The sequence below is a fragment of the Photobacterium sp. TY1-4 genome (genome assembly GCF_025398175.1).
Classification (GTDB): Bacteria; Pseudomonadota; Gammaproteobacteria; order Enterobacterales; family Vibrionaceae; genus Photobacterium.
The window spans coordinates 3,275,535-3,295,743 of record NZ_CP099734.1; the positions used below are offsets into that span (position 1 = coordinate 3,275,535).

15 protein-coding genes and 19 tRNA genes are annotated in these 20,209 nt (G+C 54.5%); 4 read left to right on the plus strand and 30 right to left on the minus strand.

Annotated features, from left to right (window positions below; all coding sequences use genetic code 11):
* Positions 1-77: 77 nt before the first annotated feature.
* The 10 genes from NH461_RS15070 to NH461_RS15115 form a co-directional block, all read right to left on the minus strand.
* Positions 78-272, minus strand: a complete 195-nt coding sequence (locus NH461_RS15070) for a DUF2065 domain-containing protein (RefSeq protein WP_261601121.1) — start codon at positions 270-272, stop codon at positions 78-80.
* Positions 273-407: 135 nt separating this feature from the next.
* Positions 408-1,394, minus strand: coding sequence for a protease modulator HflC (gene hflC, locus NH461_RS15075; protein ID WP_261601122.1), 987 nt, complete (start codon positions 1,392-1,394; stop codon positions 408-410).
* A gap of 2 nt (positions 1,395-1,396) precedes the next feature.
* Positions 1,397-2,557, minus strand: a complete 1,161-nt coding sequence (hflK, locus tag NH461_RS15080; protein ID WP_261601123.1) for an FtsH protease activity modulator HflK — start codon at positions 2,555-2,557, stop codon at positions 1,397-1,399.
* Between the two features lie 57 nt (positions 2,558-2,614).
* Positions 2,615-3,904 (minus strand): ribosome rescue GTPase HflX, encoded by a 1,290-nt coding sequence (hflX, locus tag NH461_RS15085; RefSeq protein WP_261601124.1) that lies wholly within the window; start codon positions 3,902-3,904, stop codon positions 2,615-2,617.
* A 26-nt stretch (positions 3,905-3,930) separates the two neighbouring features.
* The gene (gene hfq / locus NH461_RS15090; RefSeq protein WP_261601125.1) at positions 3,931-4,200 is read right to left on the minus strand and encodes an RNA chaperone Hfq; all 270 of its coding nucleotides are present in this window, start codon (positions 4,198-4,200) and stop codon (positions 3,931-3,933) included.
* Positions 4,201-4,285: 85 nt separating this feature from the next.
* Positions 4,286-5,221, minus strand: coding sequence for a tRNA (adenosine(37)-N6)-dimethylallyltransferase MiaA (miaA, locus tag NH461_RS15095; protein WP_261601126.1), 936 nt, complete (start codon positions 5,219-5,221; stop codon positions 4,286-4,288).
* A complete protein-coding gene (mutL, locus tag NH461_RS15100) occupies positions 5,214-7,271 on the minus strand; it encodes a DNA mismatch repair endonuclease MutL (protein WP_261601127.1) in 2,058 nt (685 codons plus the stop codon). The genes miaA and mutL overlap by 8 nt, the downstream gene beginning before the upstream one ends.
* Positions 7,272-7,273: 2 nt before the next feature.
* Positions 7,274-8,947, minus strand: a complete 1,674-nt coding sequence (locus NH461_RS15105; protein ID WP_261601128.1) for a LysM peptidoglycan-binding domain-containing protein — start codon at positions 8,945-8,947, stop codon at positions 7,274-7,276.
* Positions 8,948-8,997: 50 nt separating this feature from the next.
* A complete protein-coding gene (gene tsaE / locus NH461_RS15110) occupies positions 8,998-9,462 on the minus strand; it encodes a tRNA (adenosine(37)-N6)-threonylcarbamoyltransferase complex ATPase subunit type 1 TsaE (RefSeq protein WP_261601129.1) in 465 nt (154 codons plus the stop codon).
* A 9-nt stretch (positions 9,463-9,471) separates the two neighbouring features.
* On the minus strand, positions 9,472-10,959 hold the full coding sequence (locus NH461_RS15115; protein ID WP_261601130.1) for an NAD(P)H-hydrate dehydratase: 1,488 nt from the start codon (positions 10,957-10,959) through the stop codon (positions 9,472-9,474).
* 209 nt (positions 10,960-11,168) lie between these two features.
* Here NH461_RS15115 and queG point away from each other — a divergent pair, with 209 nt between their 5' ends.
* Positions 11,169-12,296 (plus strand): tRNA epoxyqueuosine(34) reductase QueG, encoded by a 1,128-nt coding sequence (gene queG / locus NH461_RS15120; RefSeq protein WP_261602928.1) that lies wholly within the window; start codon positions 11,169-11,171, stop codon positions 12,294-12,296.
* A 917-nt stretch (positions 12,297-13,213) separates the two neighbouring features.
* Here queG and NH461_RS15125 read toward each other — a convergent pair.
* The 20 genes from NH461_RS15125 to orn form a co-directional block, all read right to left on the minus strand.
* A tRNA-Asn gene (locus NH461_RS15125) sits at positions 13,214-13,304 on the minus strand.
* Between the two features lie 161 nt (positions 13,305-13,465).
* Positions 13,466-13,541, minus strand: a tRNA-Gly gene (locus tag NH461_RS15130).
* A gap of 2 nt (positions 13,542-13,543) precedes the next feature.
* A tRNA-Met gene (locus tag NH461_RS15135) sits at positions 13,544-13,619 on the minus strand.
* 165 nt (positions 13,620-13,784) lie between these two features.
* Positions 13,785-13,860: transfer RNA gene (locus NH461_RS15140), tRNA-Gly, on the minus strand.
* Between the two features lie 91 nt (positions 13,861-13,951).
* Positions 13,952-14,027 (minus strand) — tRNA-Met (locus NH461_RS15145).
* Between the two features lie 38 nt (positions 14,028-14,065).
* Positions 14,066-14,158 (minus strand) — tRNA-Asn (locus NH461_RS15150).
* Between the two features lie 35 nt (positions 14,159-14,193).
* Positions 14,194-14,269, minus strand: a tRNA-Gly gene (locus NH461_RS15155).
* A gap of 35 nt (positions 14,270-14,304) precedes the next feature.
* Positions 14,305-14,380, minus strand: a tRNA-Gly gene (locus tag NH461_RS15160).
* Positions 14,381-14,415: 35 nt separating this feature from the next.
* A tRNA-Gly gene (locus NH461_RS15165) sits at positions 14,416-14,491 on the minus strand.
* A gap of 35 nt (positions 14,492-14,526) precedes the next feature.
* Positions 14,527-14,602: transfer RNA gene (locus NH461_RS15170), tRNA-Gly, on the minus strand.
* 35 nt (positions 14,603-14,637) lie between these two features.
* Positions 14,638-14,713 (minus strand) — tRNA-Gly (locus NH461_RS15175).
* Between the two features lie 2 nt (positions 14,714-14,715).
* Positions 14,716-14,792: transfer RNA gene (locus tag NH461_RS15180), tRNA-Met, on the minus strand.
* Between the two features lie 38 nt (positions 14,793-14,830).
* Positions 14,831-14,921 (minus strand) — tRNA-Asn (locus NH461_RS15185).
* A gap of 35 nt (positions 14,922-14,956) precedes the next feature.
* Positions 14,957-15,032, minus strand: a tRNA-Gly gene (locus NH461_RS15190).
* Between the two features lie 2 nt (positions 15,033-15,034).
* Positions 15,035-15,111 (minus strand) — tRNA-Met (locus NH461_RS15195).
* Positions 15,112-15,149: 38 nt separating this feature from the next.
* Positions 15,150-15,241, minus strand: a tRNA-Asn gene (locus NH461_RS15200).
* Positions 15,242-15,276: 35 nt separating this feature from the next.
* A tRNA-Gly gene (locus NH461_RS15205) sits at positions 15,277-15,352 on the minus strand.
* Between the two features lie 132 nt (positions 15,353-15,484).
* Positions 15,485-15,560: transfer RNA gene (locus tag NH461_RS15210), tRNA-Gly, on the minus strand.
* A gap of 19 nt (positions 15,561-15,579) precedes the next feature.
* Positions 15,580-15,656, minus strand: a tRNA-Met gene (locus tag NH461_RS15215).
* Positions 15,657-15,786: 130 nt separating this feature from the next.
* Complete coding sequence (gene orn / locus NH461_RS15220; protein ID WP_261601131.1) at positions 15,787-16,332, minus strand: oligoribonuclease; 546 nt, start codon at positions 16,330-16,332, stop codon at positions 15,787-15,789.
* A gap of 133 nt (positions 16,333-16,465) precedes the next feature.
* On the opposite strand from orn, the gene rsgA reads away from it, so the two are divergent.
* The 3 genes from rsgA to NH461_RS15235 all read left to right on the plus strand — a co-directional run bounded on the left by rsgA (position 16,466) and on the right by NH461_RS15235 (position 20,122).
* Positions 16,466-17,518 (plus strand): small ribosomal subunit biogenesis GTPase RsgA, encoded by a 1,053-nt coding sequence (gene rsgA / locus NH461_RS15225; protein ID WP_261601132.1) that lies wholly within the window; start codon positions 16,466-16,468, stop codon positions 17,516-17,518.
* A gap of 170 nt (positions 17,519-17,688) precedes the next feature.
* Entirely contained in the window at positions 17,689-18,570 is an 882-nt protein-coding gene (gene asd / locus NH461_RS15230; protein WP_261601133.1) for an archaetidylserine decarboxylase, read from the plus strand.
* A 136-nt stretch (positions 18,571-18,706) separates the two neighbouring features.
* The gene (locus tag NH461_RS15235; protein WP_261601134.1) at positions 18,707-20,122 is read left to right on the plus strand and encodes an SLC13 family permease; all 1,416 of its coding nucleotides are present in this window, start codon (positions 18,707-18,709) and stop codon (positions 20,120-20,122) included.
* Positions 20,123-20,209 lie beyond the last annotated feature (87 nt).

The window sequence follows — 20,209 nt, forward strand, 5'->3', positions numbered from 1 at the left end:
TCTTCGCCTTGCAGTCATTTTTTGACCATGGGCAATATTTTTGTCAGAAGAGCGTCACGATTGCAGGTTAGGCTATTTTACATACGACTGTACATCATGTAAGCAATCACGCTGCCCGCCGCCACCAGGCAGCCGCCGATCCGTCGTAAGGTATTGTCATTCTGCTGACTTAGCTGACTGACCATCTCACGCCACCCGCGCGGTGCCAGCAACGGCCCTAAGCCTTCCACCACCAAGACCAGTCCGACCGCCAGCCACATCGCTTCACTCATGGTTTCTCTCACTCGCCCCATTTGGGTGTCAATCCATCATTGCGCCCGTATTATCCTGCTATCGCCTTCCCGGAGCCAGACGCCAGGCAAAAAAAAGACAAGGCCGGAGCCTTGTCTTTTCGGGTTCTGCAGCGATTACTGCACACCGTTCGCTTCTTTCATGTATTTGAAGAAGTCGCTGTTTGGATCGACCACCAGCACATCATTCTTCGACTTGAAGCTGTTCTCGTAAGCTTTCAGGGAGCGCAGGAAGTTATAAAACTCCGGATCCTTATTGAAAGCTGCCGCATAAATCTCGGCAGTTTTCGCATCCGCGGTACCGCGTACCGTGCGTGCTTCACGATCCGCTTCCGACAAGATCTTCGCTACTTCCAGCTCAGACTGAGCACGGATCACTTCAGCTTTTTCTCGACCTTGCGAGCGGTGTTTCCGCGCGACAGATTCACGCTCCGCCCGCATCCGACGGTAAATCGACTCACTGATCTCATCCGGCAGGTTGATTTTCTTCATCCGGAAATCAACCACCTCAACACCCAAATCTTTCATCGCACTGATTTTGGTATCGGCCAGGACGTTGGCCATAATCTGATCACGCTGGCCTTCGATCTCTTTACGCGGCGCAACTTCGGCCACAATCTCTGTAGCCGGCGCATCCGCCAGTTCATCACTCACCGAGCCCAACGCATCACTATCCGGACCGGAGACGATCTGCTTGATTTCACGCGAGCCGATTTCCGAGCGCAGGCTGTCGACCACTTTACGTTTCAGCAGCGCTTCGGCTGTCGAGACATTACCGCCACCGGTAGTCAGGTAGTACTGCCCAAAATCTTTGATGCGCCATTTCAGATACGTATCAATGATGACGTCTTTTTTCTCAGACGTGACAAAGCGGTCGGCCTGATCATCCATCGTCTGGATACGGGCATCCAGCATCCGTACGCGATCAAACACCGGCACTTTGAAATGCAGGCCCGGCTCATAAATCCGCGCGATTTCATTGTTGTCTTTCAGGATCCGACCAAACCGGACGACGATACCGCGCTCGCCTTCCTTCACCACAAACATTGACATCAGCAATGCTGCGATAAAGATGACAATCACTGGGATCATTAATTTACGCATGATTAATATCTCCCCTGACGGCCAGTATCACCACGTGGGGTCGGCGATACGGGATCGGAATTTTCTACTTTTTCCAGCTCAATGCCAAAAGTACCACTTGGTGTTGTGCTCTTCGGCTGAGTGCTCTGGCCTGACTGATTCATCAGCTTGTCCAATGGCAGATACAGCAGGTTACCGCTCGAGCTTGAGTCGATCATCACCTTACTGGTATTGCCGTAAACACGCTCCATCGTCTCCAGATACAGACGGTTCCGCGTGACTTCCCGGGACGCCAGGTACTCCGGTAGCAGTTTCTCAAACTGTGCCACTTCACCCAACGCACCATTGATCACCCGCTCCGAGTAACCTTGTGCCTCTTTCTTCAGACGCTCAGAACGACCGGTTGCTTTGGGCAAAATATCATTGCTGTAAGCTTCCGCTTCACGCACAAAACGCTCTTCATCCTCACGGGCCGCAATGGCGTCATCGAACGCATCTTTCACCGCTTCCGGCGGACGCGCCGACTGGAAGTTCACGTCTACCACCAGAATACCCATATCGTATTTGCTGATGATTTGTTCGATCTCTTGCTGCGTCTTCGAACGGATCACCTGACGACCTGTGGTCAGTGCTGCATCCATAGTCGAGTCCCCGATCACCGCACGCAGTGCAGAGTCCGTGGCCTGACGCAGGCTGTCATCAGCATTGGTGACGCTAAACAGGTACCTGTTGGCATCAGAAACACGGTACTGAACATCCATTTCGACTTTCAGCACGTTTTCATCTTTAGTCAGCATCAGGCCCGAGCTACGCAGCGAACGGATCGCCTGAACATTCACCGGTTCAACTTCATCGATAAAAGTCGGCTTCCAGTTCAGACCCGGATCGACCATTTCGTAGAACTTACCAAAACGCAGCACCACGCCCCGCTCAGCTTCCCCGATGGTGTAAAACCCGGAAAATCCCCAGACAGCGGCTGCCAGCACAGCAATCGCTCCCAGACCCGCAGCACTGCCACCGGACGAAGGACCTCTCTTATTCCCCAAAATACCACCAAACTTACGACTCAGTTTCGAGAAAACCTCATCAAGATCCGGTGGCCCTTGATCACGACCGCCGCGATTATTATTCCCCCAAGGGTCTTTATCACGGCCACCGTTGTTACCAGGCTCATTCCACGCCATTATAGAACTCCATCAATATGATATGACGACAGTTTTTCTTATTACTCTAGCAGCCCATCAGGCTACGATAAAGTCATCTAACGCTGTACTTTCTCTTTTTTGCAGCCGGGACCACTCTGCCAGCGGGATGCGAATGTCCACCGTCAGGCTGCCATCGGGCTCATATTCTTCACGCACAATACAGCCCAACTGGTAAAACTTACTGCGATAGCGCCCAATCAAATGTGGCGGCAAACGCAGGGTATGTTTCACCATAGTGCCGGACAGACGCTCCGTCAGGGCCTCAAACAACAGGTCAATTCCCTGCCCGGCCATTGCAGAGATCCAGACCCGGCACGGCATCCCGTCATCGTCGCGTTCAATCCGCGGCGTCGCCCCTTCCAGGCAGTCAATCTTATTCATGACCACCAGCGTCGGCACTTCGGCTGCCTCTATTTCCTCCAGCACGTTGTCGACTGCCTCGATGTTTTCGCGAAAGCGATCATCACTGGCATCCACAACATGCAGCAGCAAACTGGCATCCTGAGTTTCTTTCAGCGTCGCTTTAAACGCGGCGACCAGATCATGCGGCAGGTGGCGGATAAACCCGACCGTATCGGCCAGAATTGTGGTGCCGACATCCGCCACATCGATCTTACGCAGCGTCGGATCCAGCGTCGCAAACAGCTGATCCGCAGCATATACTCCGGCGTCCGTTACCCGGTTAAACAGGGTCGACTTCCCGGCGTTGGTATAGCCCACCAGCGAGATCGTCGGGATCTCGGCCCGATTTCTCGCCCGACGGCCCTGATCCCGTTGCTTGGCCACTTTATCCAGCCGTTTCAGGATGGTTTTGATCCGCTCCCGTAACAGACGACGGTCTGTTTCCAGCTGGGTCTCCCCCGGCCCCCGCAGACCAATCCCGCCTTTTTGTCGCTCAAGGTGGGTCCAGCCCCGGATCAATCGGGTTGAAATATGGCGTAGCTGCGCCAGTTCAACTTGCAGTTTACCTTCGTGAGTGCGCGCCCGCTGCGCAAAGATATCCAGGATCAGACCTGTTCGATCCAACACCCGGCATTTACAGATCCGCTCCAGGTTCCGCTCTTGCGCTGGAGAGAGGGAGTGGTTAAATATGACGATCTCGGCCTCTTCGGCCCGAACCGCATCGGCAATTTCCTGTGCTTTACCTTCTCCCACGTAATACTTAGGGTGGGGAGTATTACGACTGCCTGTAATGACACGCAGCGCATTGACTCCCGCGGAGGAGACCAGCATTTCAAACTCGCTTAAGTCTTCCCATTCCCCTTCTTGCGTGAAGTTGATATGAACAAGAATAGCCTGCTCGCCGGCTTCATAACGGTCAAACAAGCAATCAACTCCTTATTGAAGAATATTTATTCTTCAGGTTTTTCCTGAGTACGCTCGGTAGGCGCCTGACGCTCACCGGCATGGTGGTGGTTCACCGGGCGAGCCGGTACAACAGTCGAGATAGCGTGCTTATACACCATCTGATTAACCGTATTTTTGAGTAGGATAACGAACTGATCGAATGACTCGATTTGGCCTTGCAGTTTGATACCGTTGACCAGGTAGATAGAGACCGGAATTCTTTCTCGACGCAGCGCATTCAAAAACGGGTCTTGCAAAGATTGCCCCTTAGCCATTATTTCTTTTCCTTATTTGTTTGTAGTTGTATTTAGCAACGAACAACATTAAAAATACGCAAAACAGTGTGAGTATACACGCGAATCAAACGCCACATCTAACTGAGTTTGTGACGGTTTGTAACGCAGTCTCCACATCACTGCTATCCAACCACGCCAAATCTTTCCAGCTTCTCAGCCAGGTGATTTGACGTTTCGCCAATTGACGGGTCGCACAGATCCCGCGGAACACCGCTTCGTCTAAATCGCAGTTCCCGTCCAAGTATTCCCACATCTGTCGGTATCCTACACAGCGTATCGATGGCAAATCCGGATGGAGATCCCCTCGCTCATACAAAGCACGAACTTCCTGTTCAAAACCGGCTTTGATCATGTTGGCAAAACGCTGTTCGATCCTCTGATGCAGGACAGCCCTGTCCTTGGGGGTTATTGCAAACTGATGAACCTTATACGGCAAAGACTCACCCTGGGTTTTCGTCAGCTCAGTTAAAGTTTTACCCGAAATACGGAAAACTTCCAATGCCCGAGACAAACGCTGCGGATCATTCGGGTGGATCCGCTCGCCAGAGACCGGATCAATCCGTACCAATTCCTCATGCAGTGCCTGCCACCCTTTGGTTTCTGCTTCTTGCTCGATCGCTGCCCGAATCGCAGGATCGGCTGCCGGCAGAGGGGACAAGCCTTCCAGCAAGGCTTTGTAATACAACATAGTACCACCAACCAGCAGAGGAATCCGTCCAGCAGCCACTATATCAGCCATTTCTTTCAGTGCATCAGCACGAAAGTCCGCAGCTGAATAACTTTGCGCTGGATCACGAATATCTATCAGACGGTGCGGTGCCAGAGCAAGCTCCCGGGCATCCGGCTTGGCTGTTCCGATATCCATCCCCTTATAAATAAGGGCGGAATCAACACTTATCAACTCCACCGGTAATTGCTGACGCAAACGAATGGCCAGATCCGTTTTTCCCGATGCGGTCGGCCCCATTAAAAAGATGGCCTGTGGTAGTGGCTTAGTCATAATGAAATGCTTCTACTGCTGCGCGGATATCGACCGGACGCAACAGGTGTGAATAATAATGTTCAAGGGTCTCTCCCCACAATTGTTCCAGTTCAGCCACCAGCTGAATCGCCTGGGACAAACTGAATGTTGCGGCGGGGATCACAAGTTGGCCAGCGAGCCAGTCTAACAATGGCTCCCAGCCCTGGGCATCCGGATCGTCAGCCACACCGGCCAGATAATCGAGCAGTGCCGGCAGCAGTTGTTGCAGGTTCTGCTGGCGCAGCGGCAAACACACCGACATCACGATCAAGCCCGTGTTGCCCTTGGCTTTGAGCTGGATCCCCAGTTGTTTGAGCAGCCGGGCATGTTGCTCGGCACAGGCGATCATTGCCGGCTCAAGCGGCAACGCATGCGGGATCAACAAGGGCTGCGGTTTCAACCCCTCGCCCTGCGCCTGGCGCAACTGGCCTTTATACCGGAGTTGCTGGGCATAATCGAGCGATAACAACGCCAGTCCGCCCGCCTGGTTGAGCAGCAAATAGCGCTGCTCAACCAGGCACAGGGCTTTGCCCAGCCCGTCCCCCGCATAATCGGTGACCGGCGCAGAAGCGCCACTGGCCGGAATGACGGTAGTTGACGATGGTGCAGGCTCCGGTGCCGAAGGCCGCTCCATCGATTCAGGCTGCGCCGGAGTCTGCATGAGCTGCTGGTAGGCTTGGACTTCTTTTTTCGAGGGCGATTCACTGCCATAGCGGCGATCACCACCAGAAGCCGCATTGCCGGAAGTCGGGCGCTGGGCTGGATACGACGCGGCCGCACGCGATTCGCCCCGATGAGCCGAGGCCGGTCGCTCCCGCGGCGTCTCCGCAGCAGGCATCCATTCGTGGGCTTGCGCTTTATTCGGATAATCCGGCGTTCGGGCCAGTGCCGCCATCATTGATTCCGGGATCTCCGGTTCCGGGATCTCCGTCACCGGTTCAGCAGACGGCACGCTGGATTGCGGCGGGTAGTCATAGTCGGCCCGGGCACTGGCCCGGGTCGGCGTCTGATACAGGCCATTCGGCTCAGCCAGCGACTGCTGCAACGCGCTTTGCAGCCCCTGGCAAATAAAATCATGCACCAGACGCGCCTGGTGAAAGCGGACTTCATGTTTGGCCGGGTGGACATTCACATCCACCTGATGCGGGTCAACTTCGATATACAGCACGTAAGCCGCATATTGATCCGCCGCCAGGCTACTCTCGTAAGCCTGACGAATGGCGTGGTTGATCAGCTTATCCTTCATCATCCGGCCGTTGACGTAGCAATACTGAATATCGTTCTGGGTCCGGGCACCTTGCGGGCTGCAAATCCAGCCCGACAGCTTCAGATCACCATGTTCGAGCGATACGGCCAGGGCATGGTTAAGGAAAGGGGTGCCGCAGACTGCGGCCAGCCGGCGCTCCTGCTGGATCTGCGTTTGCGCCGCCCGGTACTGGCGCACACTCTTGCCGTTGTGGCGCAGGTTGATGGTGACATCAAACCGGCTCAGGGCAATTCGTTTGAGCAGCTCGTCAATGTGGCCGAATTCGGTTTTTTCGGTTCGGAGGAACTTGCGCCGGGCCGGGGTATTAAAAAACAGATCCAGCACTTCCAGCGTAGTTCCCACCGGGTGGGCCGCTGGCTTGAGCTTGACCTCCATCTCCCGCCCTTCGGCATACGCGGCCCAGGCTTCCTCCTGCGCCGCCGTCCGTGACGTCAGCGTCAGCCGGGAAACCGAGCTGATACTGGCCAACGCCTCACCGCGAAAGCCCAGGCTGGCAATGGCTTCCAGATCATCCAACGTAGCAATCTTGGAGGTCGCATGACGACTCAGCGCCAGCTGAAGTTCATCTTTGGGGATCCCTTTGCCGTTATCACGGATCCGGATCATGCGGCTGCCGCCCTTGTCGATATCAATCTCGATTCGGGTAGCACCGGCATCCAGGCTGTTTTCGACCAGCTCCTTCACCACCGATGCCGGACGCTCGACCACTTCTCCCGCCGCGATTTGGTTTGCCAGGCGGGCTGGCAAGATCTGAATAGGCATAATTAACTTCTAGGTATCGTTAGCGTTTGGCCAACAGCCAGTGTATCTGAGCTTAGCTGATTCACCTCACGAATACGACTGATACTGATCCCATAACGGGCCGCGATTTTCCCCAGAAACTCCCCCCGTTTCACGGTGTGGGTCAGGGCTTCTGGCGCCTGCACGGCAATCTTCAGTCGCTGACCGATCGCCAACTCATCCGAGCGCAACCGGTTTGCCTGGCGTATACTGGCCACCGTCACACCGTAGTTGGCCGCAATCTTGCCCAAAAATTCCCCCCGCTTCACCGTATGGGTGCGGGTCACGGTGCGGGTCCCTGCCGGAGGCGATACAGGAGTAGCGGCCGGAGGCACCACGATCGGGGTCGGTGTTCCGGCCTGTGGGATCTGCAGCACCTGCCCGACCCGTAATGTCGTGCTCTTGAGGTGGTTGAGTTGTTTCAGCGCCGCGGTGGTCGTGCCGTAGCGTTCGGCAATCACACTGAGCGACTGGCCCCGGGCCACGGTATGTTTGACCCCATTTTTCCGGGCCGCAAACAGCGTCCCCTCCGGCGGTTTCTCGTTAAAGTAAGCCAGCACCCCCTGGTAGACGGCATTGGCCAGCTTGCTCTGGTGGGCGCGGGTATTCAGGAGCCGCTCTTCCTGCGGGTTCGTGATAAAGCCCGTTTCAACCAGCAGGGAAGGAATATCCGGCGATTTGAGCACGGCCAGGCTGGCATGTTCCGGCTTGCTCTTGTGCAACGCGGTGATCTTGCTGAGTTCTTTCAGTACCCGCGAGGCCACGTCATAGCCCTCTTTCTGGGAGTGGCTGAACTGCAGATCCAACACCGCCATGCTCAGGTATTGATCATCGCTGCCCCCCGTGAGCACATCGCCCCCGCCAAGCAGCTCTGATTGCTTTTCCTGTTGCTCCAGCCAGCGGCCAATCTCGCTGTTGGCGCGGCGGGTGTTGAGGACCCATACCGAAGCCCCACGCGGGTGTGGCTGGTGAAACCCATCGGCATGGATGGACACCAACAGGTGTGCTTTGTTCTTGCGGGCAATTTCCGAGCGTTTATTGAGATTCACAAAATAATCGCCGCGCCGGGTCAGGACCGCTTTCATCCCCGGGGTCGCATTAATCTTGGCCGCGACCTTTTTCGAAATATCCAGGGTAACGTTTTTCTCGTACTTGCGGCTCGGACCGATCGAGCCCGGATCTTCACCGCCGTGTCCGGCATCAATCGCGACGATAATATCGTCGGTGCCATACGGCAGCAGCGCGTCACGGTTCTGAGTCACCGGCTTTTTGGCGGCCGGCTGCACTGGCGTCGCTTTTTTCTGATGGGGCAAGTCCAGCACCAGGCGGTGGCCGTAATGGCCATCCGGCGTCGGTGCCAGCTTGAAGATCGTCGGGTCGGTCCCGGCCTTGGTTTCAAACACCAGGCGGTAGGTCCCGGCCTCCGGCGGGCTGCTGCTGCGAATGTTCGTCAGGACGGCACTATTGTCCACGCGAAGCGGCAGCTTGGTTTTCAGCGCAGTCTCTTTTAGATCGACAACCAGGCGGTTCGGCTTGGTCAGGGTGAAAAAGGTAAATGCCACTTCATCCTGCACATCCAGCACTACCCGGGTTTCATCCGGTGCCGGCCAGACACGAATGCTTTTCAGCTCGTTGGCCCAGGCCAACGAGCTGCACATCCCTGCGCCGACTATCAATATGGGCAATAAAGACCGAAGTGACATCCTGATCAACACAACTCCAAACGCTCGATCAATGCTCGACCATACTCATTATTCGCCGTCATAATGACCTGGCGCTGAGTGTCATGATAGCGCATCTCAATATCCAGATCCGGGGCCGGTAACAGACCTTCTCCTTTCTCCGGCCACTCTACCAGGCAGATCGCATCTGCCGTAAAGTAATCCCGGATCCCCATAAATTCCAGCTCTTCCGGATCGGCCAGGCGATACAGGTCGAAATGGTAAACCTGCCAGGGCGGCAGCTCGTACGGTTCCACCAGGGTATACGTCGGGCTTTTGACATTACCCTGGTGACCCAGAGCACGAATAAAGCCACGACTGAACGTTGTTTTTCCCGCGCCGAGATCGCCATGCAGATAGATCGTGGTCTGGCGATGACAAGCATTGGCCAGTTGAAGACCTAACGCGACGGTTGCCTGCTCATCGGCAAGCAATGTTTCAAATGTTTGCATTGTTTTCTTTTATCTTGGGTTAACCAGTTGGCGAAGATAGGGAAACAGATCACTGGCCAGCATTCCTCGCTCACCGTCACGGGCACATAAATCGGCTGCGGTGCTATGGATCCACACCCCCGTTCGTGCCGCTTCGGACAAGGACATGCCCTGCGCTGCCAGTGCCCCGATGATCCCGGACAGCACATCTCCCATGCCGCCCGTTGCCATTCCCGGATTACCGGCAGTACAGATCCAGCACTGCCTACCATCATCAATTAGTGTACCGGCACCTTTGAGAACCACTACACCACCAAATTGTTGCTGCAAATGCCGGGCGGCCGTAAACCGGTCAGCTTCGACCCTGGCCACAGACCAGCCCAACAGCCGGGCCGCTTCGCCCGGGTGCGGCGTTATTATACGATTATTTTTATAGTCTGGTGAGAGGGCCAATAAGTTCAACCCGTCTGCATCCACGACCATTTTTTTCTCGGTGTCTTCAAAGTGGAGCAGCAAAGCCTTGCTCCAATCACTTTGTCCCAGCCCCGGTCCAATCACAATCACATCGGCCCAGTCCCGGCGCTGGCGAATTTCATGGGCTTTGTCGTGCCAGCCCTGCACCATTATTTCAGGCCTGGCTGTCACAATTGACAATACATTGTCAGATTGCGTGATCACGGCGGTCAACCCCGCACCGCACCGGGCACAGGCTTCAGCAGCCAGTCGAATCGCACCCGGCATCCCCAAATCGCCCCCGACACACAAGACCCGTCCATGATCGCCTTTGTGCGCCGTTCGCCGCCGCGGGGGTAACGCGTGCAGCACGCTTTGGTAATCCAACCGATAAGCCGAAGGCTCCGTCTCGCTGGCAAAGGTGTACTCCACCCCCAACCCGGCAAAATACCGCTGCCCGCAATAATGGCTGGCCTGGCCGGTACACAAGCCCTGCTTGCAGCCAATGAAGGTCACCGTGGCTTCAGCCTGAATGGCCGTTCCCAGAACGGCCCCCGTATCAGCGCACAGACCCGAGGGTACATCCACAGCGATGATCGGCCGGGCAGCCAGATTCAGCAGCCCAATCAGTTGTCCGCAATCTTCGCGCACCGGGCCGGTCAGGCCTGTGCCCAACAGCGCGTCAACAATCACTTCGACATCATCCGGAATCTGCGACTGCGCCGATGTGATCTGCCCGCCGACAGCCAACCAGTCATCCCGCGCCCGCGCCGCATCGCCTGTGAGCCGCGCTGCATCACCCAATTGCCACAGCCGAACCGAGATCCCCGCCGCACGCGCCAGCCGGGCGACCACATACCCGTCACCGCCATTGTTCCCACCCCCGCAACAGATCAGCACAGACCGGCACGTCGGGTAACGCTGGCTCAGCACGGAAAATACGGCCTCGCCCGCGCGTCGCATTAACTGATACATCTCCAGTTGCATCGCCTGAGCCGCCCGAAGCTCACCTTTACGGACCTGCTCAGCCCGGTACAGCAATTGAGGTAATTGTGTTGTGACCATATGCGCTCCCTCGTTCACAGCCTGAGCCCATCCTCGAGCGCACGGCTGGCAGTGAACAAATAGTGCCCAAAACCGCCATCAGGTACAATCATAAATCCCCAACAGCTTGAAGCAGACACCAAGGCTTCTATGATTGATTCAATTGTTGATGATTATGGTACACTTCGGCCCCTTTACTCTCAGCCACGCAGTACACACCCAAAATGACGATAAACTACAGCGAACTGGCCCTAAACATTAAGCAATGGGGAAAAGAACTCGGTTTTCAGCAGGTTGGGATCTGCGATGTGGATCTGAAAAAACACGAGGCCCAGCTTCAGCGCTGGCTTGATGCCGGTTATCACGGCGAAATGGACTGGATGGCCCGCCACGGCATGATGCGCGCCCGACCGGACGAACTTTTACCCGGCACCGTGCGGGTGATCAGCGTGCGGATGAATTATCTGCCCCCTGAAGCCGGATTTGCCCAAACCCTGAAGCAACCGGAGCTGGCTTACATCAGTCGCTATTCTCTGGGTCGGGATTACCACAAGCTGATCCGAAACCGCTTGAAGCTGTTGGGCCAGCGGATTGAACAAGCCGTCGGGGCCTTTGGGTATCGGCCGTTTGTCGACTCAGCCCCGATTCTGGAACGGCCACTGGCTGAAAAAGCCGGTTTAGGGTGGACCGGTAAACATTCATTAATTTTAAGTGAACAAGCCGGTTCCTGGTTTTTCCTGGGTGAACTGCTGATCGATTTACCTTTACCCGTTGACCAACCCGTCGAGAACCAATGCGGTAAGTGCGTTGCCTGCATGACCAGTTGTCCGACAGGCGCCATCGTTGAAGAAGGCGTCGTGGATGCCAGACGCTGTATTTCCTATCTGACCATCGAGTTCGACGGGGTGATCCCGGAAGAGTTTCGCGAGCCGATGGGCAACCGGATATACGGCTGCGACGACTGCCAGCTGGTATGTCCGTTCAATCGCTATTCCGAGATTACCGAAGAGAGCGACTACCATTGCCGGGACAGCCTGGACCAACAACCCCTGCACGTTTTATATCAGTGGACAGAATCGCAATTTCTCAAACAGACCGAAGGTTCAGCCATTCGGCGGATCGGTCACCTGCAGTGGCTGCGAAACCTGACCATTGCAATGGGCAACGCCCCTTATCGGCAAGAGATTATTGATGCCCTCGAACAACGGCTGGGGGAGAGTGTACTCTTGGATGAACACATCCACTGGGCCCTCGACAAACAGCGGGAGAAACGCCAGGCACTCACCATTGAAGTGCTGCCGGGTAAAACTAAACGGCTTATCCGGATTATTGAAAAAGGGCTCCCCCGCGACGCTTAAAACGCCTGGTAACGCTCCTGCCCAATCGAGACATTGCACAAAATGGGAGCAGTGTCAGCCTTAACCGGAAATGTGGAAAACCGTTTCATCCCCGCCAATATTTTCCATTCTCAAAAAGATTAAACACAGCCGAATATACTCACAATCAAAACAGTTATCCCAAGGATGAACATATTGATCAGGCTGTATATAACCCTTGGATAAAGACAAGAAATCCCAGCCTTATCAAACACTTGTCTTGTTGATATCTTTTATTGAAAAATGAGGAATAGGAAAATTACAAGTGAGTGAAAAGAGTTATTCACACGACGTCGGCACATGTAATCAACTGAGTTACCCACAACAGAAAAGATGTGGATAAATCTGTGTATGAACGATAGATTTAAGCAACCTAGCTCACCGCAAACCCAGAGATTCTCGGCATTTCAGCGGGGTTGGATTCTGGATAAGAAATATGATTTACAGATCAAGCCTCCCTGCATTCATCAGGGGGTATCCACAAAATAAAAGAGCATGTACCGTTACCAGGAACCAAGCCTCTCATCGGCTGGCTGGACAGAGCATCTTAATGAGCAGAGACAAATAAACAGCCACTCAGGCTGTCGAAGTCTCTATCTGATGATGTCATTGAAGCTGATTGCTTCCTGAGGTTCTGAATCTGATGGATCCGGAACTCTGGCGCGACACACAAGATCAACGAATTCACCGTCTGATCGAGGAATGTTGCAGTAGGACTAATACTTCACAGTAGTAGTTTGCCGTATGACCACATTCGTGGCGACAGCAAGATTTGGAGCGACACACGTGGTTCCTGATCGTCAAGGAACCAAGCGTGGCCTCAACCTTAATAAGGTTTCAGCCGACCAATTAAGCGAGTGTCGCATTCGTCACCGTTAAGCACGATGAAGGCTGTAATTTGGAGCGACACACGAGGTTCCTGATCTTCAAGGAACTAGGCGTGACCTCAACCTTAATAAGGTTGCGCTCTACCAACTGAGCTAGTGTCGCATTCGCCACCGTTAAGCACGATGAAAGCTGTAATCTGGAGCGACACACGTGGTTCCTGATCTTCAAGGAACTAGGCGTGACCTCAACCTTAATAAGGTTTCAGCCGACCAACTGAGCTAGTGTCGCATTCGCCACCGTTAAGCACGATGAAAGCTATAATTTGGAGCGACACACGAGGCTCGAACTCGTGACCTCAACCTTGGCAAGGTTGCGCTCTACCAACTGAGCTAGTGTCGCATTGGTTGCGGGGCCGGATTTGAACCGACGACCTTCGGGTTATGAGCCCGACGAGCTACCAAGCTGCTCCACCCCGCGTCCGTATTTCATCGTTAAGTACGATGACAACTATAAATTTGGAGCGACACACGATGTTCCTGATCTTCAAGGAACTAGGCGTGACCTCAACCTTAATAAGGTTTCAGCCGACCAACTGAGCGAGTGTCGTATTCGTCACCGTTAAGCACGATGAAAGCTGTAATCTGGAGCGACACACGAGGTTCGAACTCGTGACCTCAACCTTGGCAAGGTTGCGCTCTACCAACTGAGCTAGTGTCGCATTGGTTGCGGGCTCGGATTTGATCCGGGCGGCGCATCCGTCGATGGCCTGAGGGTTATGACAACCATAACACCAGACTATCTGAAATTGTTGGTTGCGGGGCCGGATTTGAACCGACGACCTTCGGGTTATGAGCCCGACGAGCTACCAAGCTGCTCCACCCCGCGTCCGTATTTCATCGTTAAGCACGATGACAGCTGTAATCTGGAGCGACACAAGAGGTTCCTGATCTTCAAGGAACTAGGCGTGACCTCAACCTTAACAAGGTTGTAGAATCTACCAACTGAGCTAGTGTCGCATTCGCCACCGTTAAGCACGATGAAAGCTGTAATTTGGAGCGACACACGAGGTTCGAACTCGTGACCTCAACCTTGGCAAGGTTGCGCTCTACCAACTGAGCTAGTGTCGCATTCGTCACCGTTAAGCACGATGAAAGCTATAATTTGGAGCGACACACGAGGTTCGAACTCGTGACCTCAACCTTGGCAAGGTTGCGCTCTACCAACTGAGCTAGTGTCGCATTCGTCACCGTTAAGCACGATGAAAGCTATAATTTGGAGCGACACACGAGGTTCGAACTCGTGACCTCAACCTTGGCAAGGTTGCGCTCTACCAACTGAGCTAGTGTCGCATTCGTCACCGTTAAGCACGATGAAAGCTATAATTTGGAGCGACACACGAGGTTCGAACTCGTGACCTCAACCTTGGCAAGGTTGCGCTCTACCAACTGAGCTAGTGTCGCATTCGTCACCGTTAAGCACGATGAAAGCTATAATTTGGAGCGACACACGAGGTTCGAACTCGTGACCTCAACCTTGGCAAGGTTGCGCTCTACCAACTGAGCTAGTGTCGCATTGGTTGCGGGGGCCGGATTTGAACCGACGACCTTCGGGTTATGAGCCCGACGAGCTACCAAGCTGCTCCACCCCGCGTCCGTATTTCATCGTTAAGCACGATGACAGCTGTAAACTGGAGCGACACACGAGGTTCCTGATCTTCAAGGAACTAGGCGTGACCTCAACCTTAACAAGGTTGCGCTCTACCAACTGAGCTAGTGTCGCATTCGTCACCGTTAAGCACGATGAAAGCTGTAATCTGGAGCGACACACGAGGTTCGAACTCGTGACCTCAACCTTGGCAAGGTTGCGCTCTACCAACTGAGCTAGTGTCGCATTGGTTGCGGGGGCCGGATTTGAACCGACGACCTTCGGGTTATGAGCCCGACGAGCTACCAAGCTGCTCCACCCCGCGTCCGTATTTCATCGTTAAGCACGATGACAGCTGTAAACTGGAGCGACACACGAGGTTCCTGATCTTCAAGGAACTAGGCGTGACCTCAACCTTAACAAGGTTGTAGATCTACCAACTGAGCTAGTGTCGCATTCGTCACCGTTAAGCACGATGAAAGCTATAATCTGGAGCGACACACGAGGTTCGAACTCGTGACCTCAACCTTGGCAAGGTTGCGCTCTACCAACTGAGCTAGTGTCGCATATTCTCATGAAGAGAATTGGTTGCGGGGCCGGATTTGAACCGACGACCTTCGGGTTATGAGCCCGACGTAGATCTACCAACTGAGCTAGTGTCGCATTCGTCACCGTTAAGCACGATGAAAGCTATAATCTGGAGCGACACACGAGGTTCGAACTCGTGACCTCAACCTTGGCAAGGTTGCGCTCTACCAACTGAGCTAGTGTCGCATATTCTCATGAAGAGAATTGGTTGCGGGGGCCGGATTTGAACCGACGACCTTCGGGTTATGAGCCCGACGAGCTACCAAGCTGCTCCACCCCGCGTCCGATTATCAGAAAAGCAAAACTATTGAATATTTGCCTTTCGAGGCTGCGCATTATACGAAGAAATTAGACGGATGCAATACTTCCTCAAAAAAATATGGAATTTTCAACGCGACCGTCTAAATCATCATCAAATTTTAAAAATATGCTCACGATAGTAACGCAATTCATTGATTGAATCACGAATATCATCCAATGCCAAATGGCTCCCTTGTTTATGAAATCCAGTCAGCAAGTCAGGCTGCCAGCGGCGGGTCAGTTCTTTCAGGGTGCTGACATCCAGATAACGGTAGTGGAAGTATTGCTCCAGTTCCGGCATATGTTTATACAGAAAGCGGCGATCCTGCCCGATACTGTTCCCGCAAATCGGTGACGCGCCCGCCGGCACCCATTGCTCCAAAAAAGCAATGGTCTGACGCACCGCTTCTGCCTCATCGACCTTGCTCTCACGCACCCGCGCAACCAATCCACTTTTAGTATGGGTGGAAGTACACCACTCATCCATTTTTACCAATTCCGACTCCGGCTGATGGATCGCCAAGACAGGACCTTCTGCCAGGATATTCAATTGCGCATCCGTCACGATCGTCGCAATCTCAATAATTTTGTGGGCTTCAGGATCCAGCCCGGTCATTTCTAAATCGATCCAAATAAGGTTCTGATCGCTGATCGTCATCGGATATTGCCTATTCTGTGAGTAAACCATGTATGATAATACCAAACGCAAGCCGATTCCGGGGAACAGACAACATTCCCAGACGGCCAATGCCCTTATTCTACCGTAAGCCAACTAACTGAACGAAATTCTTGTGGCAAAAAAGAAAAAGCTGACCAAAGGACAGAGCCGTCGTGTTCGCTCCAACCAAAACAAACGCCTGACGCGCGAAAAAGCCGATGTCCAGTGGGATGAATCCCTACTGGCATCCGCCCGTGAAGGACTGGTGATCACCCGTTTCGGCCAGCATGCCGACGTTGAAGATCCCCAAACCAGGGCGATTCACCGCTGCAACCTGCGCCGCAGTATCCAGAGCCTAGTCTCCGGCGACCGCGTGGTCTGGCGCCCGGGTGTCGAAACCTTGCAAGGGATCGCCGGGGTCGTGGAAGCGGTCCATGAGCGAGAATCCATGCTGACCCGTCCGGACTATTACGACGGTGTCAAAGCAGTCGCGGCAAACGTCAATCGCATTATCATTGTCTCCGCCGTCTTACCGGAGCTGTCGCTGAACATTATCGATCGCTACCTGATCGCCGCAGAAACCGTCGGGATTGAACCGCTGATCGTTCTGAACAAGATAGACCTGCTCAATCCGGAAGAACGCTGCCGCGTCGAAGATCTGTTATCGCTGTATGAAAACATTGGCTATCAGATCCGATATGTCAGCACCGATACCGGTGAAGGAATGGAAGCGCTGAAAGAAGACCTGAAAGATCATGTCAGCATCTTTGCCGGCCAATCCGGGGTGGGTAAATCCAGTATGGTCAATGCACTGATGCCGGAAGTCGACGCCGAGATCGGTGATGTCTCCGAATCATCCGGTTTGGGCCAGCACACCACCACGGCAGCCCGTCTGTATCACTTCCCGGACGGTGGTGATCTCATTGACTCCCCCGGGGTACGGGAATTCGGTCTGTGGCATCTGGAGCCCGAACAAGTCACCGAAGCTTTTGTTGAGTTTCGCGATTACCTGGGCGGCTGTAAATTCCGTGATTGTAAACATGGTGACGATCCCGGCTGCCTGATCCGCGAAGCGGTAGAGGACGGTAAGATCCGCCGTGAACGCTATGACAGCTACCATCGCATTATCGACAGTATGTCGGAAAATGTCGCTAACCGTCAGTTCTCTCGCAACAAACCGGAATAACCACGCCATCTCTTCCCCTCCCCGGCCCCCGGGGAGGCGGGCCGCAAAGCGCGACGCAATAAACTGACTTTCCCGAACCTTTTCGGTATGATTCCCGGTTCGGGTTATTCTTGATTTGTTACAAGAGTAATCAAGTTGTTGATTAATTGACGCTTTCTGGAATTCATACCGTGAACGATAATCTCAAGATCGGCCTGCAGTACTGCGCGCCGAAACATGCTCTGACCCGAGTTGCGGGTAAACTGGCGGCCCTGAAAGGCGGCAAGCTGACCACCGCAGTGATCCGCTGGTTCATCAACCGCTACAAGGTTGATATGTCTGAAGCACGCAACCCGGATCCGGCCGCTTACGCCACGTTCAATGATTTCTTCATCCGTGAGCTGAAAGACGGCGCCCGCCCGATCGCAGAGCAGGCTGAGATCATGACCCACCCGGCAGATGCCATGGTCAGCCAATGCGGTCCGATCACTGAAGGCCGTCTGATCCAAGCCAAAGGCCACACCTTTGAGGCTGTTGAATTGCTGGGCGGCGATCAGGCCTTGGCAGATGAATTCCAGGGCGGTGATTTTGCGACCTTGTACCTCTCTCCGCGTGATTATCACCGGGTGCATATGCCGTGCGACGGGACCCTGCGCCAGATGATTTACGTTCCGGGCGATCTGTTCTCGGTCAACCCGCTGACCGCGGAAAACGTGCCGAACCTGTTCGCGCGCAACGAACGGGTTGTTTGTGTCTTTGATACCGAGCACGGGCCGCTGGTTCAGGTGCTGGTTGGCGCCACCATCGTCGGCAGCATGGATACCGTCTGGGCCGGCACTATCACGCCGCCGACCGGCCCAGTGGTACGTCGTTGGGACTACCCGACGACCGGAGACGAAGCCATCGCGCTGAAAAAAGGCGAAGAAATGGGGCTGTTTAAACTGGGCTCAACCGTGATCAACCTGTTCCCGAAAGACATGGTGGAATTTGTCGACACGATGCAGCCGGGGCAACCAACCCGAATGGGTCAGCCGTACGCAACACTCAAACCTGTTGCGGCCTCAGAAGCGTAACCAGTTAACATTTTTACACAAAAAGGGCGATTTTCGCCCTTTTTTCATAGCAGAATATTAACCGGCGCGAAGACATCCCCGTTGAACAAATAGTATGCTGGCAGTCTATTCCCTAGCAGAATCAAGCCAACACACTATGAACAATCTTTCCGTTGCTCAGATTGCCAAACTACTGATTGCGTTCGGCATTCCGCTCAGCATCGCTTGTCTTCCCATTGAACTTATCCCCATCGAAGGCCTCACCGTGGTCCAGCACCGCCTGCTGGCAATTTTTGCCCTGGCCGCCCTGCTCTGGGTACTGGAACCGGTGCCGGTGTTCGCCACCTCGATATTAATCATCGCCCTGGAACTCATCATGATTTCCGATAAAGGGCTGCATCTGTTCCGGGCTGAATCCGGCGCCCATCCGATGGGCGATCTCATCCCCTACACCGAGATTCTGGGGGCGTTTTCATCGCCGATTATCATTCTATTTATGGGTGGCTTTGCCCTGGCCATTGCCGCCTCCAAATATGAGCTGGATAACAACCTGGCCCGAGTGCTGCTCAAACCGTTCGGCACCCAACCCCGCTTTATTATGCTGGGCCTGATGCTGATCACCGCAGTGTTTTCCATGTTCATGTCGAACACCGCCACCACGGTGATGATGCTGGCTCTGCTGGCCCCGATTGTTGCCGCGGTGCCCAAAGGTGATACCGGGATCAAGGCGCTGGTGCTGTGTATTCCCATCGCAGCCAATACCGGCGGGATCGCCACACCCATCGGCACGCCACCGAACGCCATTGCCCTGCAATACCTGACCGGGGAGCACAGCATCAGCTTCCTCGGCTGGATGATGATCGGCCTGCCCTTTGTCATTCTCCAGCTCACCTTTGCCTGGTGGCTGCTACAAAAGCTCTTCCCGTCGACCCAGCAGCAAATGGCCCTGAAACTGGACGGGCAGTTTCAGCGCAGCTGGCAGGCTTTGGTCGTATACACCACCTTCGCCCTGACCATTATTCTGTGGATCACCACCGCCCTGCATGGCATGAACACCTACGTCGTCGCGATCATCCCGCTGGCCGTGTTTACCCTGACCGGCATTATGGGCAAAGAGGAGCTCAAGCTCATCAACTGGGATGTACTCTGGCTAGTTGCCGGGGGGATTGCCATTGGCCTCGGCCTGGATCAGACCGGTCTGGCCGAAGCACTGGCACATGCGATTGACTACAGTGTACTGTCGCCCGCAGCCGTGGTGCTGGCCCTGTCGCTGATCTGCTGGTTAATGGCGAACTTTATGTCCAATACCGCTACCGCCAACCTGCTGATGCCGATTGCCGCCGCCGTGGCCGTTTCCATGGACAGCCTGGCTGCGATTGGCGGCCTGCAGGGCGTACTGGTGGTCGTGGCCTTCTCCGCTTCTCTGGGCATGATCCTCCCGGTCTCCACACCACCGAACTCCCTGGCCTACTCCACCGGGCTGATTGAAAGCAAAGACATGGCGAAAACCGGGGTGATCCTCGGCTTAGTCGGCCTGTTCGTCGTCTACCTCGGCGCCTGGCTGCTGACCTGACCACTATATGCATCCAATGCAATACTTCTCCAACGTGAAGGCAGTGTGACTGCCTTCACTTCCCCCACCTTTGGACAAGATTTGTAA

Bases quoted from the DNA above. Each gene is read 5' to 3' on its own strand.
- NH461_RS15070 (WP_261601121.1), bottom strand. From the start codon at position 272: ATGAGTGAAGCGATGTGGCTGGCGGTCGGACTGGTCTTGGTGGTGGAA.
- hflC (WP_261601122.1), bottom strand. From the start codon at position 1,394: ATGCGTAAATTAATGATCCCAGTGATTGTCATCTTTATCGCAGCATTG.
- hflK (WP_261601123.1), bottom strand. From the start codon at position 2,557: ATGGCGTGGAATGAGCCTGGTAACAACGGTGGCCGTGATAAAGACCCT.
- hfq (WP_261601125.1), bottom strand. From the start codon at position 4,200: ATGGCTAAGGGGCAATCTTTGCAAGACCCGTTTTTGAATGCGCTGCGT.
- miaA (WP_261601126.1), bottom strand. From the start codon at position 5,221: ATGACTAAGCCACTACCACAGGCCATCTTTTTAATGGGGCCGACCGCA.
- mutL (WP_261601127.1), bottom strand. From the start codon at position 7,271: ATGCCTATTCAGATCTTGCCAGCCCGCCTGGCAAACCAAATCGCGGCG.
- NH461_RS15105 (WP_261601128.1), bottom strand. From the start codon at position 8,947: ATGTGCAGCTCGTTGGCCTGGGCCAACGAGCTGAAAAGCATTCGTGTC.
- tsaE (WP_261601129.1), bottom strand. From the start codon at position 9,462: ATGCAAACATTTGAAACATTGCTTGCCGATGAGCAGGCAACCGTCGCG.
- NH461_RS15115 (WP_261601130.1), bottom strand. From the start codon at position 10,959: ATGGTCACAACACAATTACCTCAATTGCTGTACCGGGCTGAGCAGGTC.
- orn (WP_261601131.1), bottom strand. From the start codon at position 16,332: ATGACGATCAGCGATCAGAACCTTATTTGGATCGATTTAGAAATGACC.
- NH461_RS15235 (WP_261601134.1), top strand. From the start codon at position 18,707: ATGAACAATCTTTCCGTTGCTCAGATTGCCAAACTACTGATTGCGTTC.